This is a genomic window from Kitasatospora sp. NPDC058048 (assembly GCF_042885555.1).
GTDB classification, from domain to species: Bacteria; Actinomycetota; Actinomycetes; order Streptomycetales; family Streptomycetaceae; genus Kitasatospora; species Kitasatospora lactacystinica.
Map to the genome: position 1 here is coordinate 37,122 of NZ_JBHVRT010000058.1, position 18,080 is coordinate 55,201.

At 71.8% G+C, this 18,080-nt stretch carries 14 protein-coding genes; 4 read left to right on the forward strand and 10 right to left on the reverse strand.

Features of this window, described 5'->3' with window-relative positions:
- From rodA to ACFVVA_RS38745, 8 genes are all read right to left on the reverse strand, one after another.
- On the reverse strand, positions 1-1,200 hold the full coding sequence (gene rodA, locus ACFVVA_RS38710; RefSeq protein WP_387695393.1) for a rod shape-determining protein RodA: 1,200 nt from the start codon (positions 1,198-1,200) through the stop codon (positions 1-3).
- The gene (gene mrdA, locus ACFVVA_RS38715; protein ID WP_387695394.1) at positions 1,197-3,497 is read right to left on the reverse strand and encodes a penicillin-binding protein 2; all 2,301 of its coding nucleotides are present in this window, start codon (positions 3,495-3,497) and stop codon (positions 1,197-1,199) included. The genes rodA and mrdA overlap by 4 nt, the downstream gene beginning before the upstream one ends.
- A gap of 51 nt (positions 3,498-3,548) precedes the next feature.
- Positions 3,549-4,187, reverse strand: a complete 639-nt coding sequence (gene mreD / locus ACFVVA_RS38720) for a rod shape-determining protein MreD (protein ID WP_359908147.1) — start codon at positions 4,185-4,187, stop codon at positions 3,549-3,551.
- 3 nt (positions 4,188-4,190) lie between these two features.
- The gene (mreC, locus tag ACFVVA_RS38725) at positions 4,191-5,162 is read right to left on the reverse strand and encodes a rod shape-determining protein MreC (protein ID WP_359908150.1); all 972 of its coding nucleotides are present in this window, start codon (positions 5,160-5,162) and stop codon (positions 4,191-4,193) included.
- Between the two features lie 115 nt (positions 5,163-5,277).
- A complete protein-coding gene (locus ACFVVA_RS38730; protein ID WP_049648984.1) occupies positions 5,278-6,303 on the reverse strand; it encodes a rod shape-determining protein in 1,026 nt (341 codons plus the stop codon).
- A 364-nt stretch (positions 6,304-6,667) separates the two neighbouring features.
- Positions 6,668-7,081, reverse strand: coding sequence for a nucleoside-diphosphate kinase (gene ndk, locus ACFVVA_RS38735; protein ID WP_359908153.1), 414 nt, complete (start codon positions 7,079-7,081; stop codon positions 6,668-6,670).
- 108 nt (positions 7,082-7,189) lie between these two features.
- Positions 7,190-7,540, reverse strand: coding sequence for a DUF4233 domain-containing protein (locus ACFVVA_RS38740; RefSeq protein WP_387695396.1), 351 nt, complete (start codon positions 7,538-7,540; stop codon positions 7,190-7,192).
- Position 7,541: 1 nt separating this feature from the next.
- Complete coding sequence (locus ACFVVA_RS38745) at positions 7,542-8,933, reverse strand: bifunctional folylpolyglutamate synthase/dihydrofolate synthase (RefSeq protein WP_387695397.1); 1,392 nt, start codon at positions 8,931-8,933, stop codon at positions 7,542-7,544.
- A 184-nt stretch (positions 8,934-9,117) separates the two neighbouring features.
- Here ACFVVA_RS38745 and ACFVVA_RS38750 point away from each other — a divergent pair, with 184 nt between their 5' ends.
- The 3 genes from ACFVVA_RS38750 to ACFVVA_RS38760 all read left to right on the forward strand — a co-directional run bounded on the left by ACFVVA_RS38750 (position 9,118) and on the right by ACFVVA_RS38760 (position 13,465).
- The gene (locus ACFVVA_RS38750; protein WP_387695398.1) at positions 9,118-10,551 is read left to right on the forward strand and encodes a glycosyltransferase family 2 protein; all 1,434 of its coding nucleotides are present in this window, start codon (positions 9,118-9,120) and stop codon (positions 10,549-10,551) included.
- Positions 10,552-10,621: 70 nt separating this feature from the next.
- A complete protein-coding gene (wecB, locus tag ACFVVA_RS38755) occupies positions 10,622-11,761 on the forward strand; it encodes a non-hydrolyzing UDP-N-acetylglucosamine 2-epimerase (protein WP_387695402.1) in 1,140 nt (379 codons plus the stop codon).
- A 165-nt stretch (positions 11,762-11,926) separates the two neighbouring features.
- Complete coding sequence (locus ACFVVA_RS38760; protein WP_387695399.1) at positions 11,927-13,465, forward strand: chitinase; 1,539 nt, start codon at positions 11,927-11,929, stop codon at positions 13,463-13,465.
- A gap of 31 nt (positions 13,466-13,496) precedes the next feature.
- Here ACFVVA_RS38760 and ACFVVA_RS38765 read toward each other — a convergent pair whose 3' ends face one another.
- A complete protein-coding gene (locus ACFVVA_RS38765; RefSeq protein ID WP_387695400.1) occupies positions 13,497-14,021 on the reverse strand; it encodes a hypothetical protein in 525 nt (174 codons plus the stop codon).
- A 312-nt stretch (positions 14,022-14,333) separates the two neighbouring features.
- The gene (locus ACFVVA_RS38770; protein ID WP_359908171.1) at positions 14,334-16,973 is read right to left on the reverse strand and encodes a valine--tRNA ligase; all 2,640 of its coding nucleotides are present in this window, start codon (positions 16,971-16,973) and stop codon (positions 14,334-14,336) included.
- 190 nt (positions 16,974-17,163) lie between these two features.
- Between ACFVVA_RS38770 and ACFVVA_RS38775 the strand changes: the two genes are divergently transcribed.
- Entirely contained in the window at positions 17,164-18,033 is an 870-nt protein-coding gene (locus tag ACFVVA_RS38775; RefSeq protein WP_387695401.1) for a hypothetical protein, read from the forward strand.
- The last annotated feature ends 47 nt before the right edge of the window (positions 18,034-18,080 follow it).

Below are 18,080 nucleotides of genomic sequence, written 5' to 3' on the forward strand. Positions count from 1 at the left end.
TCAGGCCGCTATCGGCCGCTGGCTGCGCACCGCCTGGAGCAGCCCGATGGCCATCCAGTTCGCGAACATCGAGGAGCCGCCGTACGAGACGAACGGCAGCGGGATGCCCGCGACCGGCATGATGCCCAGGCACATCCCTATGTTCTCGAAGGCCTGGAAGGACAGCCAGGCGATGACCCCGGCCGCCACGATCGTCCCGTACAGGTCGGTCGCCTGCCGGGCGATCCGGCAGGCCCGCCAGAGGATGACGCCGACCAGCGCGATGATCGCCAGCGCCCCGACGAAGCCCAGCTCCTCGCCGGCCACGGTGAACACGAAGTCGGTCTGCTGCTCCGGCACGAACTGCCCGACGGTCTGGGTGCCGTGGAACAGCCCCTTGCCGGTCAGCCCGCCCGAGCCGATCGCGATCCGGGCCTGCGCGGTGTTGTAGCCGACGCCGTTCGGGTCCAGCTGCGGGTTCGCGAAGGCGGCGAAGCGGTCGATCTGGTACTGGCTCAGCAGTCCGAACTTCCAGATCGCCACGCACCCGGCGGTGCCCGCCACCAGCAGGCCGAGCACCCAGCGGTTCGCCGCGCCCGAGCCGAGCAGGATGCCCAGCACGATCGCGGCCATCACCATCACCGAGCCGGCGTCCGGCATCAGCAGCACTATGCCCATCGGCAGCCCGGCCCAGAGCAGTCCCCGGAACACCGCCCGGTGCGAGGGGAACTCCCGCTCCCCCGCGTCCACCTGGTCCGACAGCACGACCGCCATCGCCAGCACGATGCCGAGCTTCGCGAACTCGGCCGGCTGGATCGAGAAGCCGCCGCCGAGCTGGATCCACGAGTGCGCGCCGTTGATGGTCGAGCCCAGCGGGCTGAGCGTCGCCAGCAGCATCAGGAGCACGCCGACGTACAGGAACGGCACGATCGTGCGGAAGCGCCGACTCCCTATCGCTATCACCACGGAGCACAGCACCAGCCCGACCACGAAGTTGGTCAGGTGCCGGTACAGGAAGTACTGCGGGTCCCCGTGGGTGAGCGAGTCGCGCCCGCGGGTGGCCGACCAGACCAGCAGCGAACTGCCGGCCGAGAGGGCCAGCGCGGCCAGCAGCAGTATCCAGTCCAGCCGCCAGAGCGGGGAGTCCTTGGCCAGGGCCTTGGAGACCCCGCTGCGCTGCGGCGCCAGCCGCAGCTGCCGGTACGAGCCGTAGGAGGTCATGCCCGTCCCCTTCCCGGTCCGCGCGTGGGTTCGAGCGCGGCGTTGGCCGCGGTGTACGACGCCGGACGGTCGGCCGGCGGCGCCTGGTCGAGGAAGGCCGTCGCCGGGGCCGGCTGCGCGGCGGCCGCGTCGAGCAGCGCCGGAGCCGGTGCGGCGGCCGGCGCCTGGGCGCCCGGCGCCGCGTCGGCGCCGTAGGAGACCGGCTTGATGATCGCGGTGCCGTCCGGGTTGAACTTCGGCAGCTCGGCCTGCGGCGCGGGAAGCAGCGCCTTGCCGGTGTCGATGCCGCCCTTGTCGTCCACGCCGTACAGCGCCTGGTAGATCCGGCGGATGGCGTCGCCGGAACCGCCGGAGCCGGTGCCGCCCTGGCTTATCGTCATGACGACGGCGTAGTCCTTGCTGTACGTGGTCAGCCAGGAGGTGGTCTGCTTGCCCTCGACCTCGGCGGTGCCGGTCTTGGCGTGCAGCGTGATCTTGTCCTGCGGCCAGCCGTTGAACTTCCAGGCGGCGGTGCCGCTCTTGATGACGCTCTCGGTGGCCTGGTTGATGTAGCTGAGCAGCTTCTCGTCGCCGGGGAACCTGGCGTCCTCGTGCGGGGCGATCTCGCGGACGAGGTCCCCGCCCGGGCTTATCACCGCCTTGGCGATGGTCGGCCGGTAGAAGGTGCCGCCGTTGGCCAGCGCCGAGTAGATCCGGGCCATCTGGACCGGGGTGACGAGGGTGTCGCCCTGGCCGATCGCGAAGTTGACGGCGTCACCGGCGCGCATCTGGTAGCCGTCGACGCAGTTCTCCCGGGCGATCTGGTCGGAGTAGCTGTTGCCGCCCTTCTGCCCCTGGGCGCACCAGGCGTCCTTGTTGTTGTCGTAGAAGGACTGCTTCCACTGCCGGTCCGGCACCCGGCCGGTGACCTCGGACGGCAGGTCGATGCCGGTCTTGGCGCCGAGGCCGAACTCGTGGGCGGTCTTGAAGAACCAGTCGCCCGGCTCCTTCTTGGGCTTGATGCCGCCGTCCTTCAGCCACTGGTCGTACGCCAGGCCGTAGAAGACGGTGTCGCAGGAGACCTCCAGCGCCTTCTCCAGGGAGATCTGGCCGAAGTTCTCGCTCTCGAAGTTCTTGAACTCGCGGCCGCCGATGGTCATGCTCTTCGGGCAGTCGTAGTGGCCGTCCAGCGAGTAGCCGGCCTGCACGGCGGCGGTGGTGGAGATGACCTTGAAGGTCGAGCCGGGGGCGGACTGACCCTGTATGGCCCGGTTCAGCAGCGGGAAGTTGGAGTCCTTGCTGGTCAGCGACTGGTAGTCCTTGCCGCTGATGCCACCCACCCAGAGGTTCGGGTCGTAGGTCGGGGCGCTCGCCATCGCGACGATCCGCCCGGTGTGCACGTCCATCACCACGGCGGCGCCGGAGTCGGCCTCGTAGTTGCGGTTGGTGACCTTGTCGAAGGTGTTCCGGGCGTCGTTCATGGCCTGCGCCAGGTTGTCCTCGACGACCTTCTGCACCCGGGCGTCGATGCTGGTGACCAGGTTGTCGCCGGTCTGCGGGGCGACGGTGCCGGCGTTGCCGATCACCCGGCCGAGGTTGTCCACCTCCAGCTTGGTGATGCCCGCGGTGCCGCGCAGGTCGCGGTCGTACACCGACTCCAGGCCGGCCCGCCCGATCTGGTCGGCCGGCAGGTAGCGGTCCAGGCCGCTCCTGCCGGCGGTCTTGCTGACCTCCTCGTCGGTGACCGGCGAGAGGTAGCCGAGCACCTGGGCCATGTTGGCGCCCTCGGCGCCGGTGTAGCGGCGCACGGCGGTGGGCTGCGCGGTGACCCCGGGGAAGTCCTCGCGGCGCTCCATTATCTGCATCGCCTGCTGGGTGGTCGCCTCCTTGGTGACCGGGATCGGCTGGTACGGCGAACCGTTCCAGCACGGCTGCGGGGTCTTGGCGTCGCAGAGCCGGACCTTCTCCTGCACGTCCTTGGCGGGCATCCCCAGCACCTCGGCCAGCCGGGACAGCACCGCCTTGCCGCCGTCCTTCTGCTGGAGCAGCGAGGTGCGGCTGACCGAGACCACCAGCCGGGTCTCGTTGCCGGCCAGCACCCGCCCGGAGGCGTCCAGGATCTCGCCGCGGACGGCCGGCTCGACCACCTCGCGGATGTGGTTGCCGGTCGCCTTCGCGGTGTATTCCTTGGCGTTGCGGATCTGCAGGTACCACAGCCGCCCGCCGAGGGTGGCGAGCAGCGACAGCACCAGGATCTGCAGCACCACCAGACGGATCGTCACCCGTCGGGTGCGGCCGGTCTCGGGGATGTTGCTCACGTCTCGTGCGCTCCAGGATGCGGGGAGGTCGGGTGGTCGGGGCCGGGCCGGTTACGGGCGGCGGACGAAGCCGGGCACGCGCCGCTTCTTGTACGACGGGCCCGTCGAGGCCTCGCGGGTGGTGCGGTAACGGGCCAGGGTGCCGAGGCCGGAGCTGCCCTCGTCGTCGTCCGCCGCGGCCACCGGGTCGCGCCCGAAGCGGCGGCCGAGGTACATCACCAGCGGCACCACGAAGGGCGCCAGCAGCAGGTCGTAGAGCAGGGCGCTGATCACCAGTCCGCCGAGGCCGACGTGCCGGGCCGCGGTGTCGCCGACCAGGGCGCCCACCATCGCGTAGAGCAGCGTGGAGGCGACCGCCGCGGCACCGACCACCAGCAGCGAGCCGGCCACGGAGCGCTGGCGGCCGTGGTCCGGGCGCAGCAGTCCGGCGGCGTAGCCCATCAGGCAGAGCACCAGCGCGTAGCGGCCGATCGCGTGGTCGGAGGGCGGTGCGAGGTCGGCCAGCAGGCCGCCCGCGAAGCCGACCAGGCAGCCGCCGGTGGGCCCGTAGACCATGGCCAGGCCGACCACGACGAGCAGCAGTATGTCCGGGGTGGCTCCCGGGAGCTGGAGCCGGCCGAAGACGCTGACCTGGAGGATCAGGCCGAACAGCACGAGGCCGGCGGAGACGGGGATGCGGGCGAGGCGCATGGCTCAGTTCCCCCCAGTGGGCTTGGCGGGCGGGGCGGCGGGCGCGGAGGCCGGGACCTGTCCGGGCACGGAGGCCGGGACCTGGCCCGGCGCGGCGGCCGGCTGGCCCGCGGCGGGCGCCGGCGGCAGGACGGCGTCGCGCGGGTCGGCGCGCGGCGGCACGACCACCACGCCGACCAGGTCCAGCCGGGTGAACTGGACGAAGGGCTCGACCATGACGGTCTTGGTCAGCTGGCCGGCGTTGGCCTGGACCTCGACGACCTTGCCGACCGGGACGCCGGGCACGAACGGGCGGCCGCTCTGCGAGCCGAAGGTGACCAGCCGGTCGCCGGCCTTGACCTGGGCCTTGCCGTTGAGCAGCGAGACCTTCATCGGGCTGTCGCCGCCGCCGGAGGCGAAGCCGATCTCGCCGGTGCCCTCCAGCCGGGTGCCGGCCGAGAAGCCGGGGTCGGAGGCGAGCAGCACGGTGGCGGTGGTCGGGGCGACGGTGGTGATCCGGCCGACCAGGCCCTGACCGTTGATCACCGTCATGTCGCGGGTGAGGCCGTCGTCGCTGCCGGCGTCGATGGTGATGGTCCAGGAGAAGCCCTGGGCCGGGCCGATCGCGATGACCTGGGCCGCCTTGACGGTGTAGCCGCCGGCGCCGGCGGTGCGCAGCAGGTCGTCCAGCTGCTTGGTGCGCCCGGTGGCCATGTCGGAGGAGGCGAGCTTCTGCCGCAGTTCGGTGTTCTCGCGGGCGAGCTGGTCGGTGCGGCCGCTGTCGGTGGCCGCGTCCCGGAAGGCGCGGACGGTGTCGGCGACCGGGTCCACGACGGTGGCGGCTCCGCGCTCGACCGGTCCGAGGACACTGGCGGCGGCGTGCCGGGCCGGGCCGAGCGGGGAGTCCTCACCGCCCTTGATGTCCACGGTGATCAGCGCGAAGGCGACGGCCACCAGCAGGATGAGCAGCAGCCGGCTCTCTCGTGTGTCCCTCACGGTGCTGGTACTGCCCCTTCGTACCTGGCCGCCGCCCGGGGCTGTGGGGCCCGGGCGGCGACCCGTTCAGTCGAGTGTCGGATGTGACGCGTGGTACCGGTGGTGCGGCGACGTGTCAACGACGCGGCGAGGCGTCGAGTACCTGCTGGAGGGCCTCGAACTCCTCGACGCACTTGCCGGAGCCGAGTGCGACGGAGTCGAGCGGGTTCTCCGCGATGTGGATCGGCATGCCGGTCTCGCGGCGCAGCCGCTCGTCCAGGCCGCGCAGCAGGGCGCCGCCGCCGGTGAGCACGATGCCCCGGTCCATGACGTCGCCGGCCAGCTCGGGCGGGCACTGGTCGAGGGTGGTCTTGACCGCGTCGATGATCGCGTTGACCGGCTCGTCGATGGCCTCGCGGACCTCGGCGGCGGAGATCACCACGGTCTTGGGCAGACCGCTGACCAGGTCGCGGCCGCGGATCTCGGCGTGCTCGTCCTTCTCGCCCTCCAGGCCGAAGGCGCTGCCGATGCTCATCTTGATCTGCTCGGCGCTGCGCTCGCCCAGGAGCAGCGAGTACTCCTTCTTGATGTGCTGGACGATCGCGTTGTCCAGCTCGTCGCCGGCCACCCGGATGGACTGGGCGGTGACGATGCCGCCGAGCGAGATCACGGCGACCTCGGTGGTGCCGCCGCCGATGTCGACGACCATGTTGCCGGTGGCCTCGTGGACGGGCAGGCCGGCGCCGATCGCGGCGGCCATCGGCTCCTCGATGATGTGCACCTGGCGGGCGCCGGCCTGCGAGGAGGCCTCGATGACGGCGCGGCGCTCGACGCCGGTGATGCCGGAGGGCACGCAGACGACGACGCGGGGGCGGGCGAGGTAGCGACGGCGGTGGATCTTGAGGATGAAGTACCGCAGCATCCGCTCGGTGATCTCGAAGTCGGCGATCACGCCGTCCTTGAGCGGGCGGATGGCGACGATGTTGCCCGGGGTGCGGCCGATCATCTTCTTGGCCTCGGCGCCGACCGCGAGAATCCCACCGGTGTTGGTGTTCACCGCGACGACGGACGGCTCGTTCAGGACGATGCCCTTGCCCCTGACGTACACCAGCGTATTGGCTGTTCCGAGGTCGATCGCCAAGTCGCGGCCGATGAACGACAGGTTGCTCGCCATGGGGTGTGGGTGCCTTCCCGGGCTCGGAGTTCATGGGGGGTGGACGAATGCGCGCCCACGCTTGGGCGGAGACCAGCTGAGCTGCCTTACCGGGCCCTTGAGTCGCGTCCATCGTAGTCACGCCGCGCGGCACGGACGTAGACGTGGGGCATACCGTCCATTGTCCGGGGCGTGATCGCATCTCCGAGGATTGGGACGCCGTGTCGGCGCCTCCAGTTCCCTATTTCACGATAAGAATGCCCCGGCCGGGCCAATGGTCCCGACCGGGGCGGACGAAGGTCCTGCGGGTGCGTCACCCGCTTCCCCGGGGTGTGTCACCCCCGCTCCCGCCGGGCGTGTCGCCCGGTCCGGGTCAGGCGTGCGCGGGGAAGAAGATCTTGATCTCGCGCTCGGCGGACTCCGGGGAGTCGGAGGCGTGGATCAGGTTCTCGCGGGTGATCGTCGCGTAGTCGCCGCGGATGGTGCCGGCACCGGCCTCCAGCGGGTTGGTGGCGCCGGCCAGCATGCGGATGCCCTTGACGACCTCCTCGCCCTCGACGATCAGCGCGATCGACGGGCCGGAGGTCATGAACTCCAGCAGCGGCTCGTAGAACGGGCGGCCCACGTGCTCCGCGTAGTGCTGCTCCAGCGTCGCCCGCTCGAAGGTGCGCAGCTCGACGGCGGCGAACCGCCAGCCGGCCTTGCGCTCGATGCGGCTGATGATCTCGCCGGCCAGGCCGCGGCGGACGGCGTCGGGCTTGAGCAGGACGAGAGTGCGCTGGGACACGGTGCGTCTCCTGGGGATTCGGTTCGGCGGGCAGTCGGGTCGACAAGAGGCGCCGACAGGGCAGAGATTACCTTGCGTACACGGCGTGTCGGTCCGCCGGTCCGGGCCTCAGACCTGTACTGCGGCGGCCTCCGCGGCGGCCCGGGCGGCCTTGAACGCGTCGACCTTGCGGCCGTAGTGCACCGAGCACCACCACAGGCCGGCGAAGACCACGCCGAGACCGAACATGGTCGGCAGGATGAAGCCGCCGGCGATCAGCCCGATCTGCAGCGCCCAGCCGATCTGCACCGCGCCGGGGCGGTCGATCATGCCGCAGAGCAGGACGCACAGCGCCATCGCGATGCCGCTGACCGTCCACACCTCCACGCCGGAGACGTCGGTGAGCCGCACCGCGACCAGCGCCGCGAAGAGGATCAGCAGCGCTTCGCCGATCAAGGTCGAGGAGCAGAGCGTCCTCATGTCACTTCCTCCCGAGCAGCAGGCGGGCCTCGCCCACCGTGATGACCGAACCGGTGACCAGCACCCCGGAGCCGCCGAGGTCGCCCTCCTCCTCGGCGAGGGTGACGGCGGCGGCGATGGCGTCGTCGAGCCGGGGCTCGACCTGGACGCGGTCCGGGCCGAAGACCTCCACGGCCAGCGCCGCGAGCGCGTCGACGTCCATCGCGCGGTGGGTGGAGTTCTGGGTGATGACGACCTCGGCCAGGATCGGCTCGAAGGCCTCCAGCACACCGGCCACGTCCTTGTCCCCGGAGGTGCCGATCACGCCGACGAGCCGGGTGAAGCCGAAGGACTCGGTGAGCGCGGCCACGGTGGCGCGGGCGCCGTGCGGGTTGTGGGCGGCGTCCAGGACGATCGTGGGGCTGCGGCGGACGACCTCCAGGCGGCCCGGCGAGGAGACGCCGGAGAAGGCCTGGCGGATCTTGTCCACGTCCAGCTGCCCGCCGCGCGCGCCGCCGACGCCGAAGAAGGCCTCGACCGCGGCCAGGGCGAGGGCCGCGTTGTGCGCCTGGTACTCGCCGTGCAGCGGGATGAAGACGTCCTCGTACTCCTCGCCGCCGAGTCCGCGCAGCGTCACCAGCTGTCCGCCGACGGCGAGTTCGCGGCGGATCACGCCGAACTCCATGCCCTCGCGGGCGACCGTGGCGTCCACCTCGACGGCGCGGCGCAGGATGATCTGGGCGGCGTCCAGCTGCTGCTGGGCGACGACGGCGACGGCGCCGGACTTGATGATCCCGGACTTCTCGACCGCGATCTCGCCGGTGGTCCCGCCGAGCTTGTCGGTGTGGTCCAGCCCGATCGGGGTGATCACCGCGACGGCGGCGTCGATGACGTTGGTGGCGTCCCAGGAGCCGCCCATGCCGACCTCGACCACGGCGACGTCCACCGGGGCGTCGGCGAAGGCCGCGTAGGCCATGCCGGTCAGCACCTCGAAGAACGACATCGGCACCGGCTGCGCCGCGTCGACCATCCGCACATAGGGCTCGATGTCGCGGTAGACCTCGACGAAGCGCTCGGGGCTGATCGGGGCGCCGTCCAGGCAGATCCGCTCGGTGACGGACTCCACGTGCGGGCTGGTGTAGCGGCCGGTGCGCAGCTCGAAGGCGTTGAGCAGCTGCTCGACCATCCGGGCGGTGGAGGTCTTGCCGTTGGTGCCGGTGATGTGGATGGAGGGGAAGGACCGCTGGGGCTGGCCCAGGATGTCCATCAGCGCCTCGATCCGGTCGAGCGAGGGCTCCAGCTTGTTCTCCGGCCAGCGTTCGGAGAGCTCCACCTCGACGTCTCGCAGGGCGTCGCCGGTGCCGCCGTCGGCGGGGCGGATGGTGTACGGGTTCGGGTCGGCCTTGTCGCTCACGACCACAGTCTACGGAGCGCCGACGGGTCCTCCTCACGGGGTGAGAACCACCACTTTGCCCACCCTTTGCCGTGATCGCCCATTTTTCTCCCTTTACTATCGATTTGGCGATTTGAACCGCAACGAAGCATCGATTCGCAACCAATGGGAGCCCACGGCCTTTGATCACGAGGAGCACTTCGCCATGCCCGACGCCCTGCACGCATGGATCGTGCTTCGCCAGGACTCCGTCGTCCGGATCGCCGGACTGATCTCCCTGGCCCTCGTCGGCTACATGCTGCTGGTCTTCGGCCGCTTCCTCGTGTACTGGGCGGGCTCCCGGCACGCCTTCCGGCACGGCCGCCCCGCCGAGCCCGGCGACCCCGCCGCCTTCCAGTGGCACCTGGTGATCCCCTGCCGCGACGAGGAGGCCGTGGTCACCCAGACCCTGGACGGCCTGCGGGCCGGCGCGCCCGAGGCCCACCTGTGGGTGATCGACGACGACAGCGAGGACGCCACCCGCGAGCTGGTGCTCGCCGCCGCGGCCCGCGACCCGCGGGTCCACCTCGTCCAGCGCCGCCGCCCGCACGCCCGGATCGGCAAGGGCGCCGCCCTCAACGCCGCCTACCGGGAGATCTCCGCCTGGCTGCCCGAGGGCACCGACCGCTCCCGGGTGGTGATCGGCGTGGTCGACGCCGACGGACAGCTCGGCCCGGACACCCTCGCCCGCGTCTGCAACGCCAAGGCGCTCGGCCGCCCCGACACCGGCGCCGTCCAGATCGGCGTCCGGATGCGCAACGCCGACGACGAACTCCCGCTGCCCGGCCGCGGCCGGGCCGCCAACGCCCTGGCCCGCGCACTGGTGCGGATGCAGGACGTCGAGTTCCAGGCCACCAACACCGGCATGCAGCTGCTGCGCCGCCGCACCGGCAGCGTCGGCCTCGGCGGCAACGGCCAGTTCGTCCGGCTCACCGCCCTCGACTCACTGACCGCCGAGGAGGGCCGGGCCGGCCGCCCCTGGCCGGAGCGCGCCCTGCTGGAGGACTACGAGTCCGGCCTCGACCTGCGGCTGGCCGGCTGGCGGCTCACCCACGTCACCGAGGCCCAGGTCTCCCAGGAGGGCCTGATCTCGCTGCGCCGCTTCCTCACCCAGCGCACCCGCTGGGCCCAGGGCAACATGCAGTGCCTGCGCTACACCGGCCGGGTGCTGCGCTCCCCGCACTACACCCCGTCCGGCAAGGCCGAGGTGCTGTACACCTTCCTCCAGCCGGTGGTCTGCGTCCTGCTGGTGCTGCTCTTCCCGCTCTCGCTCGGGATCACCGGCGCCGGGGTGGTGCTCTTCCCGGAGGAGACCGCCGAGTTCCAGCTCAGGTTCGGCCCGTGGATGCTGCTCGCCTTCGTGCTCGCCGCCCTGCCGATGGTGTTCTGGGGCTTCGCCTACCGCAGGGCCGTCCACCCCGACCGGAGCCGGCTCACCGCCCTGCTCTGGGGCGTCCTGGTCTGGCTCTACGCCTACCACCTGTTCGTGGTCGCCACCCGGGCCGCGGTCCGGATGCTGCTCGGCCGCAACGGCTGGGCCAAGACCCGCCGCAACGCCGAGAAGGTCGCCGTCGGCGCCCCCACCGCGCTCGAGTCCTGACCCGCGTCCCGAGCCGCCCGCCCCCACGCCTCCTCCCCGCACCACGTTCCGACCGGAGTCCCGCATGAGCATGTGCCTGCCCCCGTCCAGTGTCGCCGTCGTCCTCGGCACCCGCCCCGAGTTGGTCAAGCTCGCCCCGCTGATCCACGAGCTCGGCGACGCCACCCGGCTGGTGCACACCGGCCAGCACTGGGACGAGGCGATGTCCGGCCGCTTTCTGCGCGACCTCGACCTGCCCGAGCCCGAGCTGCTCACCGGTGTCGGCGGCCGCCCCCGGGCCGGCCAGATCGCCCGGTCGCTGGGCCAGCTGGACACCGCCTTCGCCGAGGACCGCCCGGCGGCCGTGGTCGTCCAGGGCGACACCAACGCCACCCTGGCCGGGGCGCTGGCCGCCAACGCCCGGGGGATCCCGCTGGTCCACGTCGAGGCCGGGCTGCGCAGCTTCGACCGGGCGATGCCCGAGGAGCACAACCGGGTGATGGTCGACCACGTCTCCGACCTGCTCTGCGCCGCCACCGGGGAGAACGTCGCCAACCTGCGCGCCGAGTCGCTGGCCGAGGAGCGGATCGAGCTCACCGGCAACACCGTCGTCGAGGTGGTCCGCCGCCAGCTGCCGGACGGGGCCGCCCGCGCCGCCCTGCTCGCCGCGCACGGGCTGCGCCCGGACGGGTACGTGCTGGCCACCGTGCACCGCCCGGAGAACACCGACACCGCCGAGGCGCTCGGCGCGGTGCTCGCCGAGCTGGACCGGATCGCCCGGGCCGGCACCCCGGTGCTGTTCCCGATGCACCCGCGCACCCGGGCCGCCGTCGAGCGCTTCGGCCTGGACGGCCTGCTGGAGCGGCTGGCCGTCACCGGCCCGGTCGGCTACGGCGACTTCCTGGGCCTGGCGGGCCACGCGGCCCTGCTGGTCTCCGACTCCGGCGGCGTGCAGGAGGAGTGCACCGTGCTCGGCCGCCCGCTGCTGGTGGTGCGCCGCTCCACCGAGCGTCCGGAGGCGGTGGCGGCCGGCTTCGCCGCGCTGGTGCCGCCCGGCGAGGAGCTGGGCGCCCTGGCCCGCGCCTGGCTCTCCGACACCCCCGAGCGGCTCGCCCGGCTGGCGGCCACCCCGAGCCCGTACGGCGACGGCCTGGCCTCGGCCCGGATCGCCGCGCTGACCGCGGCGATCGCCGGGCCGACCGGGGCCGGGTCCGCACCACTGGCCGCGTAACGCCCCCTTGACAGCAGAATTGGTCTACTCCACCTTGTGAGGCAAGTCTCCGTTCCCGACCGGGACTTGAGTTGTCGGTAGCTCCCGCACGCGCACCATCGACACCCCGGACGGCGTTCCTCCCCCACGAGGCGCCGCCGGGCCTCCCCCACTGGAGACGGAGTCATGCCACCTGCCCGACACCGGCGCCCGCGCGCCGTCCGTTCGCTGCTCGCCGGAGCGAGCGCCCTGGTCATCGGCCTGGGCGCACTCGCCCTGGCCGACGGCACCGGCGCCCACGCCGCCGACACCGATCTGATCACCAACGGCGGCTTCGAGACCGGGAACCTGTCCGGCTGGACCTGTTCGAGCGCCACGGTCCGGAGCACCGCCGCGCACTCCGGCACGTACGCCCTGCAGTCCAGCCCGAGCGGGAGCGACACCGGCGAGTGCACCCAGACCGTCGCGGTGAAGCCCTCCTCCTCGTACACCCTGAGCTCCTGGGTCCAGGGCTCGTACGTCTACCTGGGCGCCCGCGGTACCGGCGGCACCGATCCGAGCACCTGGACCCCCGGCGGCACTGACTGGACCCGGCTGAGCACGGGCTTCAGCACCGGCCCGAACACCACCAGCGTCACCGTCTACCTGCACGGCTGGTACGGGCAGCCGGCCTTCGCCGCCGACGACGTCTCGCTGCTCGGGCCCGGCGGACCGCAACCGTCCCCGAGCCCGACCGCCACCACCACCGCCTCGCCGAGCCCGACGGCCACCGCCACGGGCACCGGCAGCCCCACCCCCACCGGGACGTCGACCCCGACCAGGCCCCCGGGCCTGCCCAAGCACATCCTCACCGGCTACTGGCAGAACTTCGACAACGGCGCCACCGTCCAGCGGATCAGTGACGTCCCGGCCGCCTACGACATCATCGCGGTCTCCTTCGCGGACGCCACCGCCACCCGCGGCGGCCTGGGCTTCACCCTCGACCCCGCGCTCTCCTCCCGCCTCGGCGGCTACACCGACGCCCAGTTCAAGGCCGACATCGCGGCCAAGCGGGCGGCCGGAAAACGGGTGGTGCTCTCCATCGGCGGCCAGAACGGCACGGTCTGGGTGGGCGATTCCGCCTCCGCCACGAACTTCACCGACTCCGCCTGGGCACTGATGCAGGGTTACGGCTTCGACGGGATCGACATCGACCTGGAGAACGGCATCAGCTCCACCTACATGGGCCAGGCGCTGCACGCCCTGGCGGCGAAGGCCGGGAGCGGATTCGTCCTCACCATGGCGCCGCAGACGATCGACATGCAGTCGACCGGCATGGAGTACTTCAAACTGGCGCTGAACGTGAAGGACATCCTCACCATCGTCAACATGCAGTACTACAACTCCGGCGCGATGAACGGCTGCGACGGGAACGTCTACTCGCAGGGCACCGAGAACTTCCTCACCGCGCTGGCCTGCATCCAGCTCAAGGGCGGGCTGCGCCCCGACCAGGTGGGGCTCGGGGTGCCGGCCTCCACCAGCGCCGCCGGCGGCGGGTACCTCGCCGCCGGCACGGTCAACAACGCGCTGGACTGCCTGGCCTCCGGAACCAACTGCGGCAGCTACAAGCCGGACACCAAGTGGCCGGGCATCGGCGGCGCGATGACCTGGTCGACCAACTGGGACGCCAAGGCGGGCAACCCGGTCGCGAGCACCATCGGTTCGCATCTGCACGCCATGCCGTAGCCGGACCGGCCGGCCTGCCGGCGGCCCGGGTTCAGACCCCGGCCCGGGCCTCCGGCACATGCGCGGCGCCACCGTGCCGACGGCGCAACTCGGCCGTGATCTCGGCCAGTTCACCGTCGGGCAGCAGCGGCAGCATCATCGCGACGCCCTGCAGCAGGCCGCCGAGCAGGAAGGTGGTGTCCGGCGTCGCCGCCACCAGGCCGCGGACCTCGGCCACCTCGCCGGCCGCCACCGCCTCGATCAGCCCGGCGGCGCTCGCGGTCTCCTCGTCCACGTCGACCGCGCCGGTGTCCTCCGGGGCCCGCCGGGCCATCGCCCGCAGCACCCTGTCGCCGACCTCGGGGGCGTACGCCTTGCGGACGGCCTCGGCGGCGATCCAGGCGAGCAGGGTGGTCACCTCGCGCTCGGCGTGCTCGGCGAACAGCAGGTCCAGCTCGTGGTCGAACGCGATCTGGTTGCCGTGCCGGAACGCGAGCAGCAGGGTCGCCGCCCTGGCCTTGGCCTCCTCGACCGCCTCCACAGGCAGTTCGTCGGCCAACTCCTCGGTCACCACCACGCCATGCCCTCCCGTCCGTCGCTCAGCAGGAACGCTCAGCGGAAACGCCCATTCGGAAACTCCGTGCACACGGTACACAGCGGACCTGCAAACTTCCGAGAACCCGCGCGGGCAAGACCGGAATCAATTCGCTCGGAATAGGACCTCACCCGGTCGCAGGATGATAATTCGCCGGAAGGGAGCAATGTTTCTGGGCTATTTGGTGTAGTGAAAGCACCCGGGTAGCCGTTCCGGAAGCGAACGCCGGAAAAACGCCCGAGGGGCCGCACCCCGCGTGTCGCGGTGTGCGGCCCCTCGGGGACCGGTCCGGGCTCAGCCCTGCGGCAGCGCCGCGAGCTGGGCGGTGATCCGGGCGATGTCGGCCTCGGCGGCCTCCTGGCGGCCCCGGATCTTGGCGACCACCTCGTCCGGCGCCTTGGCGAGGAACGCCTCGTTGCCGAGCTTGGCGGTGGTCTGGGCCTTCTCCTTCTCGGCGGCCGCGAGGTCCTTGGCCAGGCGCTTGCGCTCGGCCGCGACGTCGATGGTGCCGGAGAGGTCCAGCGCGACGGTGGCACCGGCGACCGGCAGCGAGGCGGTGGCCGCGAAGCCCTCCTCGGGAACGGTCAGCCGCAGCAGCGAGCGGATCGCGTCCTCGTGGACGGACAGCACGGTGCCGGCCAGCTCCAGCTGGGCCGGGACGCGCTGCGCGGGCTGGAGGCCCTGGTCCGAACGGAACCGGCGGACCTCGGTGACCACCTGCTGGAGGGTGGCGATCTCCGACTCGGCGGCCGCGTCACGGTAGCCGCTGTCCTTCGGCCACGCGGCCACGACCAGCGACTCGGCGCCGGTGAGCGTCGTCCACAGCGCCTCGGTGACGAACGGGACGACCGGGTGCAGCAGCCGCAGCGTGACGTCCAGGACCTCGCCGAGCACCCGGCGCGAGGCGTCCGCCTGCGGGCCGCCCTTGGCCAGGGTGGTCTTGGAGAGCTCGACGTACCAGTCGAAGACCTCGTCCCAGGCGAAGTGGTACAGCGCGTCCGTCGCCTTGGCGAACTGGAAGTCGTCGTACAGCGCGTCCACCTTGGCGACGGTGGCGTTCAGCCGCGACAGGATCCAGCGGTCGACCGCGGTCATGTCCTCGGGCGCGGGCAGCGCGCCCTCGGTGGTGGCGCCGTTCATCAGCGCGAAGCGGGTCGCGTTCCAGATCTTGTTGCAGAAGTTGCGCGAGCCCTTGACCCAGTCCTCGCCGATCGGCACGTCGGCGCCCGGGTTGGCGCCGCCGGCCAGGGTGAAGCGGACGGCGTCGGCGCCGTAGGCGTCCATCCAGTCCAGCGGGTCCACGGCCGTGCCGGAGGACTTCGACATCTTCTTGCCGAACTCGTCGCGCACCAGACCGGTCAGGGCGACGGTCTTGAACGGCGCCTCGCCGTCCATCGCGTACAGGCCGAACATCATCATCCGGGCGACCCAGAAGAAGATGATGTCGTGGCCAGTCACCAGGACGTCGGTCGGGTAGAACTTCTCCAGGTCCGCGGTCCGCTCCGGCCAGCCGAGCGTGGAGAACGGCCACAGGCCGGAGGAGAACCAGGTGTCCAGCACGTCCGGGTCCTGGACCCAGCCCTCGCCGGTCGGCGGCTGCTCGTCCGGACCGACGCAGACGACCTCGCCCTCGGGGCCGTACCAGACCGGGATCCGGTGGCCCCACCAGAGCTGGCGCGAGATGCACCAGTCGTACATGTTGTCGACCCAGTCGAAGTAGCGGCGCTCCAGCTCCTTCGGGTGGATCTCCACCTTGCCGTCGCGGACGGCGTCGCCGGCGGCCTTGGCCAGCGGCTCGACCTTGACCCACCACTGCAGCGACAGCCGCGGCTCGACCACGGTGTGGCAGCGCGAGCAGTGGCCCACGGCGTGCATGTACGGGCGCTTCTCGGCGACGATCCGGCCCTGCTCGCGCAGCGCGCCGACGACGGCCGAGCGGGCCTCCAGCCGGTCCATGCCGAGGAAGGGGCCGTGCACGGTGATCGCACCGCGGTCGTCCATGACCGTCAGGTTGGGCAGGCCGTGGCGCTGGCCGATGGCGAAGTCGTTCGGGTCGTGCGCGGGCGTCACCTTGACGGCGCCGGTGCCGAACTCCGGGTCGACGTGCTCGTCCGCGACGACCGGGATCTCACGGTCGGTCAGCGGCAGCTTGATGGTCCGGCCGACCAGGTGCCGGTAGCGCTCGTCCTCGGGGTGGACGGCCACCGCGGTGTCGCCCAGCATCGTCTCGGCCCGGGTGGTGGCGACGACGATCGAGTCCTCGCCCTCGCCGTAGCGGATCGAGACCAGCTCGCCCGGCGTGTCCTCGTGCTCCACCTCGATGTCGGACAGCGCGGTGAGGCAGCGCGGGCACCAGTTGATGATGCGCTCGGCGCGGTAGATCAGGCCGTCGTCGAAGAGCCGCTTGAAGATGGTCTGGACGGACTGGGACAGGCCCTCGTCCATGGTGAAGCGCTCGCGCGACCAGTCCACGCCGTCGCCGAGGCGGCGCATCTGGCCGAGGATGCGACCGCCGTAGCTCTTCTTCCACTCCCAGACCTTCTCGACGAAGGCCTCCCGGCCCAGGTCGTGGCGGGAGAGGCCGGACTCGGCGAGCTGCTGCTCGACCTTGTTCTGCGTGGCGATGCCGGCGTGGTCCATGCCCGGCAGCCAGAGCGTCTCGTAGCCCTGCATGCGCTTGCGGCGGGTCAGCGCGTCCATCAGCGTGTGCTGGAAGGCGTGGCCCAGGTGCAGGGCGCCGGTGACGTTCGGCGGCGGGATGACGATGGTGTAGGCGGGCTTGTCACTCTTCGCGTCCGCGGTGAAGTAGCCACGCTCCACCCAGCGCTCGTACAGCTCGCCCTCTACGTCCGCGGGGGTGTAGGTCGTCGGGAGGGTCGCTGCTTCGTCCCCGGCAAAGGTGCTCACGGGGCGCTGGTTCGTCGTGTCGGTCACGACGCACAGTTTACGTAACCGGGGGGAGGGTCACGAACCGCTTTCGGTGCCCGGACCCGCCGCGCCCGGGCGGGCCCCGGTCCGCCACCGTGCGGTAGCGTGCCCGGGCACTCGTCCGGCGGACCGGACGGGCACGGAACGACTGGACACCACGACAGGCCGCGGGTGCGGCGGGGGAGCACGAACGCAGATGTACGGCCAGGGACAGCAGTACCCGCAGGGACAGCCGCAGCCCTACGGCGGCCAGCCGCCGCAGTACGGGGGGCAGCCGCCGCAGTACGGCCAGCCGCCGCAGCAGCCCTACGGCGCACCCCAGCCCCCGTACGGCCAGCCGCAGTACGGGCAGCCGCCGCAGCAGCCCTACGGCGCTCCCCCGCAGCCGTACGGCGCGCCGCCGCAGGCGCCGTACGGCCAGCCGGGCTACCCGCCGCCCCAGCAGCCCAAGGGCAAGGGCGGCCTGGTGATCGGGCTGGTGGTCGGCGCGCTGGTGCTGGGCGGCGGCGGCTACGCCGCCTGGTCGTTCCTCGGCGGCAAGGACGCGGGCGGCCAGTACAAGCTCACCGCCCCGCAGACGCTGCTGGACGGCTACGTCCAGAAGTCGGCGAAGGAGGAGGCCGCCGACATGAGCAAGCCCGAGGTCTCCAAGGTCGGCAAGGACCTGCACGCGGTGGTGGCCAGCTACGGCAAGGGCACCGACGTCAAGAACGTGGACTCGCTCTCGGTGATCGGGATCTACGGCGACCTCAACGACCCGGACCAGATCATCGCGGACTCGAAGAAGGACGGCGGCGGGGTCAGCTGGACCACGCCGATGGCCGACTACCCCGCGAAGGACAGCCACGCCTCCGCCGGCAAGCTCAGCTGCGGCGTGATCAGCGTGATCGCCGGCAAGGCCGGGCCGACGGTCTGCGTGTGGGCGGACAAGTCCACCTACGGCCGGGTCACCTTCACGAAGATGAGCCTGGGCGGCACCGGCGGCGACAGCGGCCAGGGCGTCACCCCGGACCAGGCCGCGGAGAAGACCCGGGCGATCCGCGACGCCATGAAGGTCGCCAAGTAGCGCGCACGTGACACGGGAGGGGCCCCGCACCGGATCCGGTGCGGGGC

What these genes read in the sequence shown, in the direction of transcription:
- mreD (WP_359908147.1), bottom strand. Translation starts at nt 4,187, where the DNA reads ATGCGCCTCGCCCGCATCCCCGTCTCCGCCGGCCTCGTGCTGTTCGGC.
- ACFVVA_RS38740 (WP_387695396.1), bottom strand. Translation starts at nt 7,540, where the DNA reads ATGAGGACGCTCTGCTCCTCGACCTTGATCGGCGAAGCGCTGCTGATC.
- wecB (WP_387695402.1), top strand. Translation starts at nt 10,622, where the DNA reads ATGTGCCTGCCCCCGTCCAGTGTCGCCGTCGTCCTCGGCACCCGCCCC.
- ACFVVA_RS38750 (WP_387695398.1), top strand. Translation starts at nt 9,118, where the DNA reads ATGCCCGACGCCCTGCACGCATGGATCGTGCTTCGCCAGGACTCCGTC.
- ACFVVA_RS38760 (WP_387695399.1), top strand. Translation starts at nt 11,927, where the DNA reads ATGCCACCTGCCCGACACCGGCGCCCGCGCGCCGTCCGTTCGCTGCTC.
- rodA (WP_387695393.1), bottom strand. Translation starts at nt 1,200, where the DNA reads ATGACCTCCTACGGCTCGTACCGGCAGCTGCGGCTGGCGCCGCAGCGC.
- ACFVVA_RS38775 (WP_387695401.1), top strand. Translation starts at nt 17,164, where the DNA reads ATGTACGGCCAGGGACAGCAGTACCCGCAGGGACAGCCGCAGCCCTAC.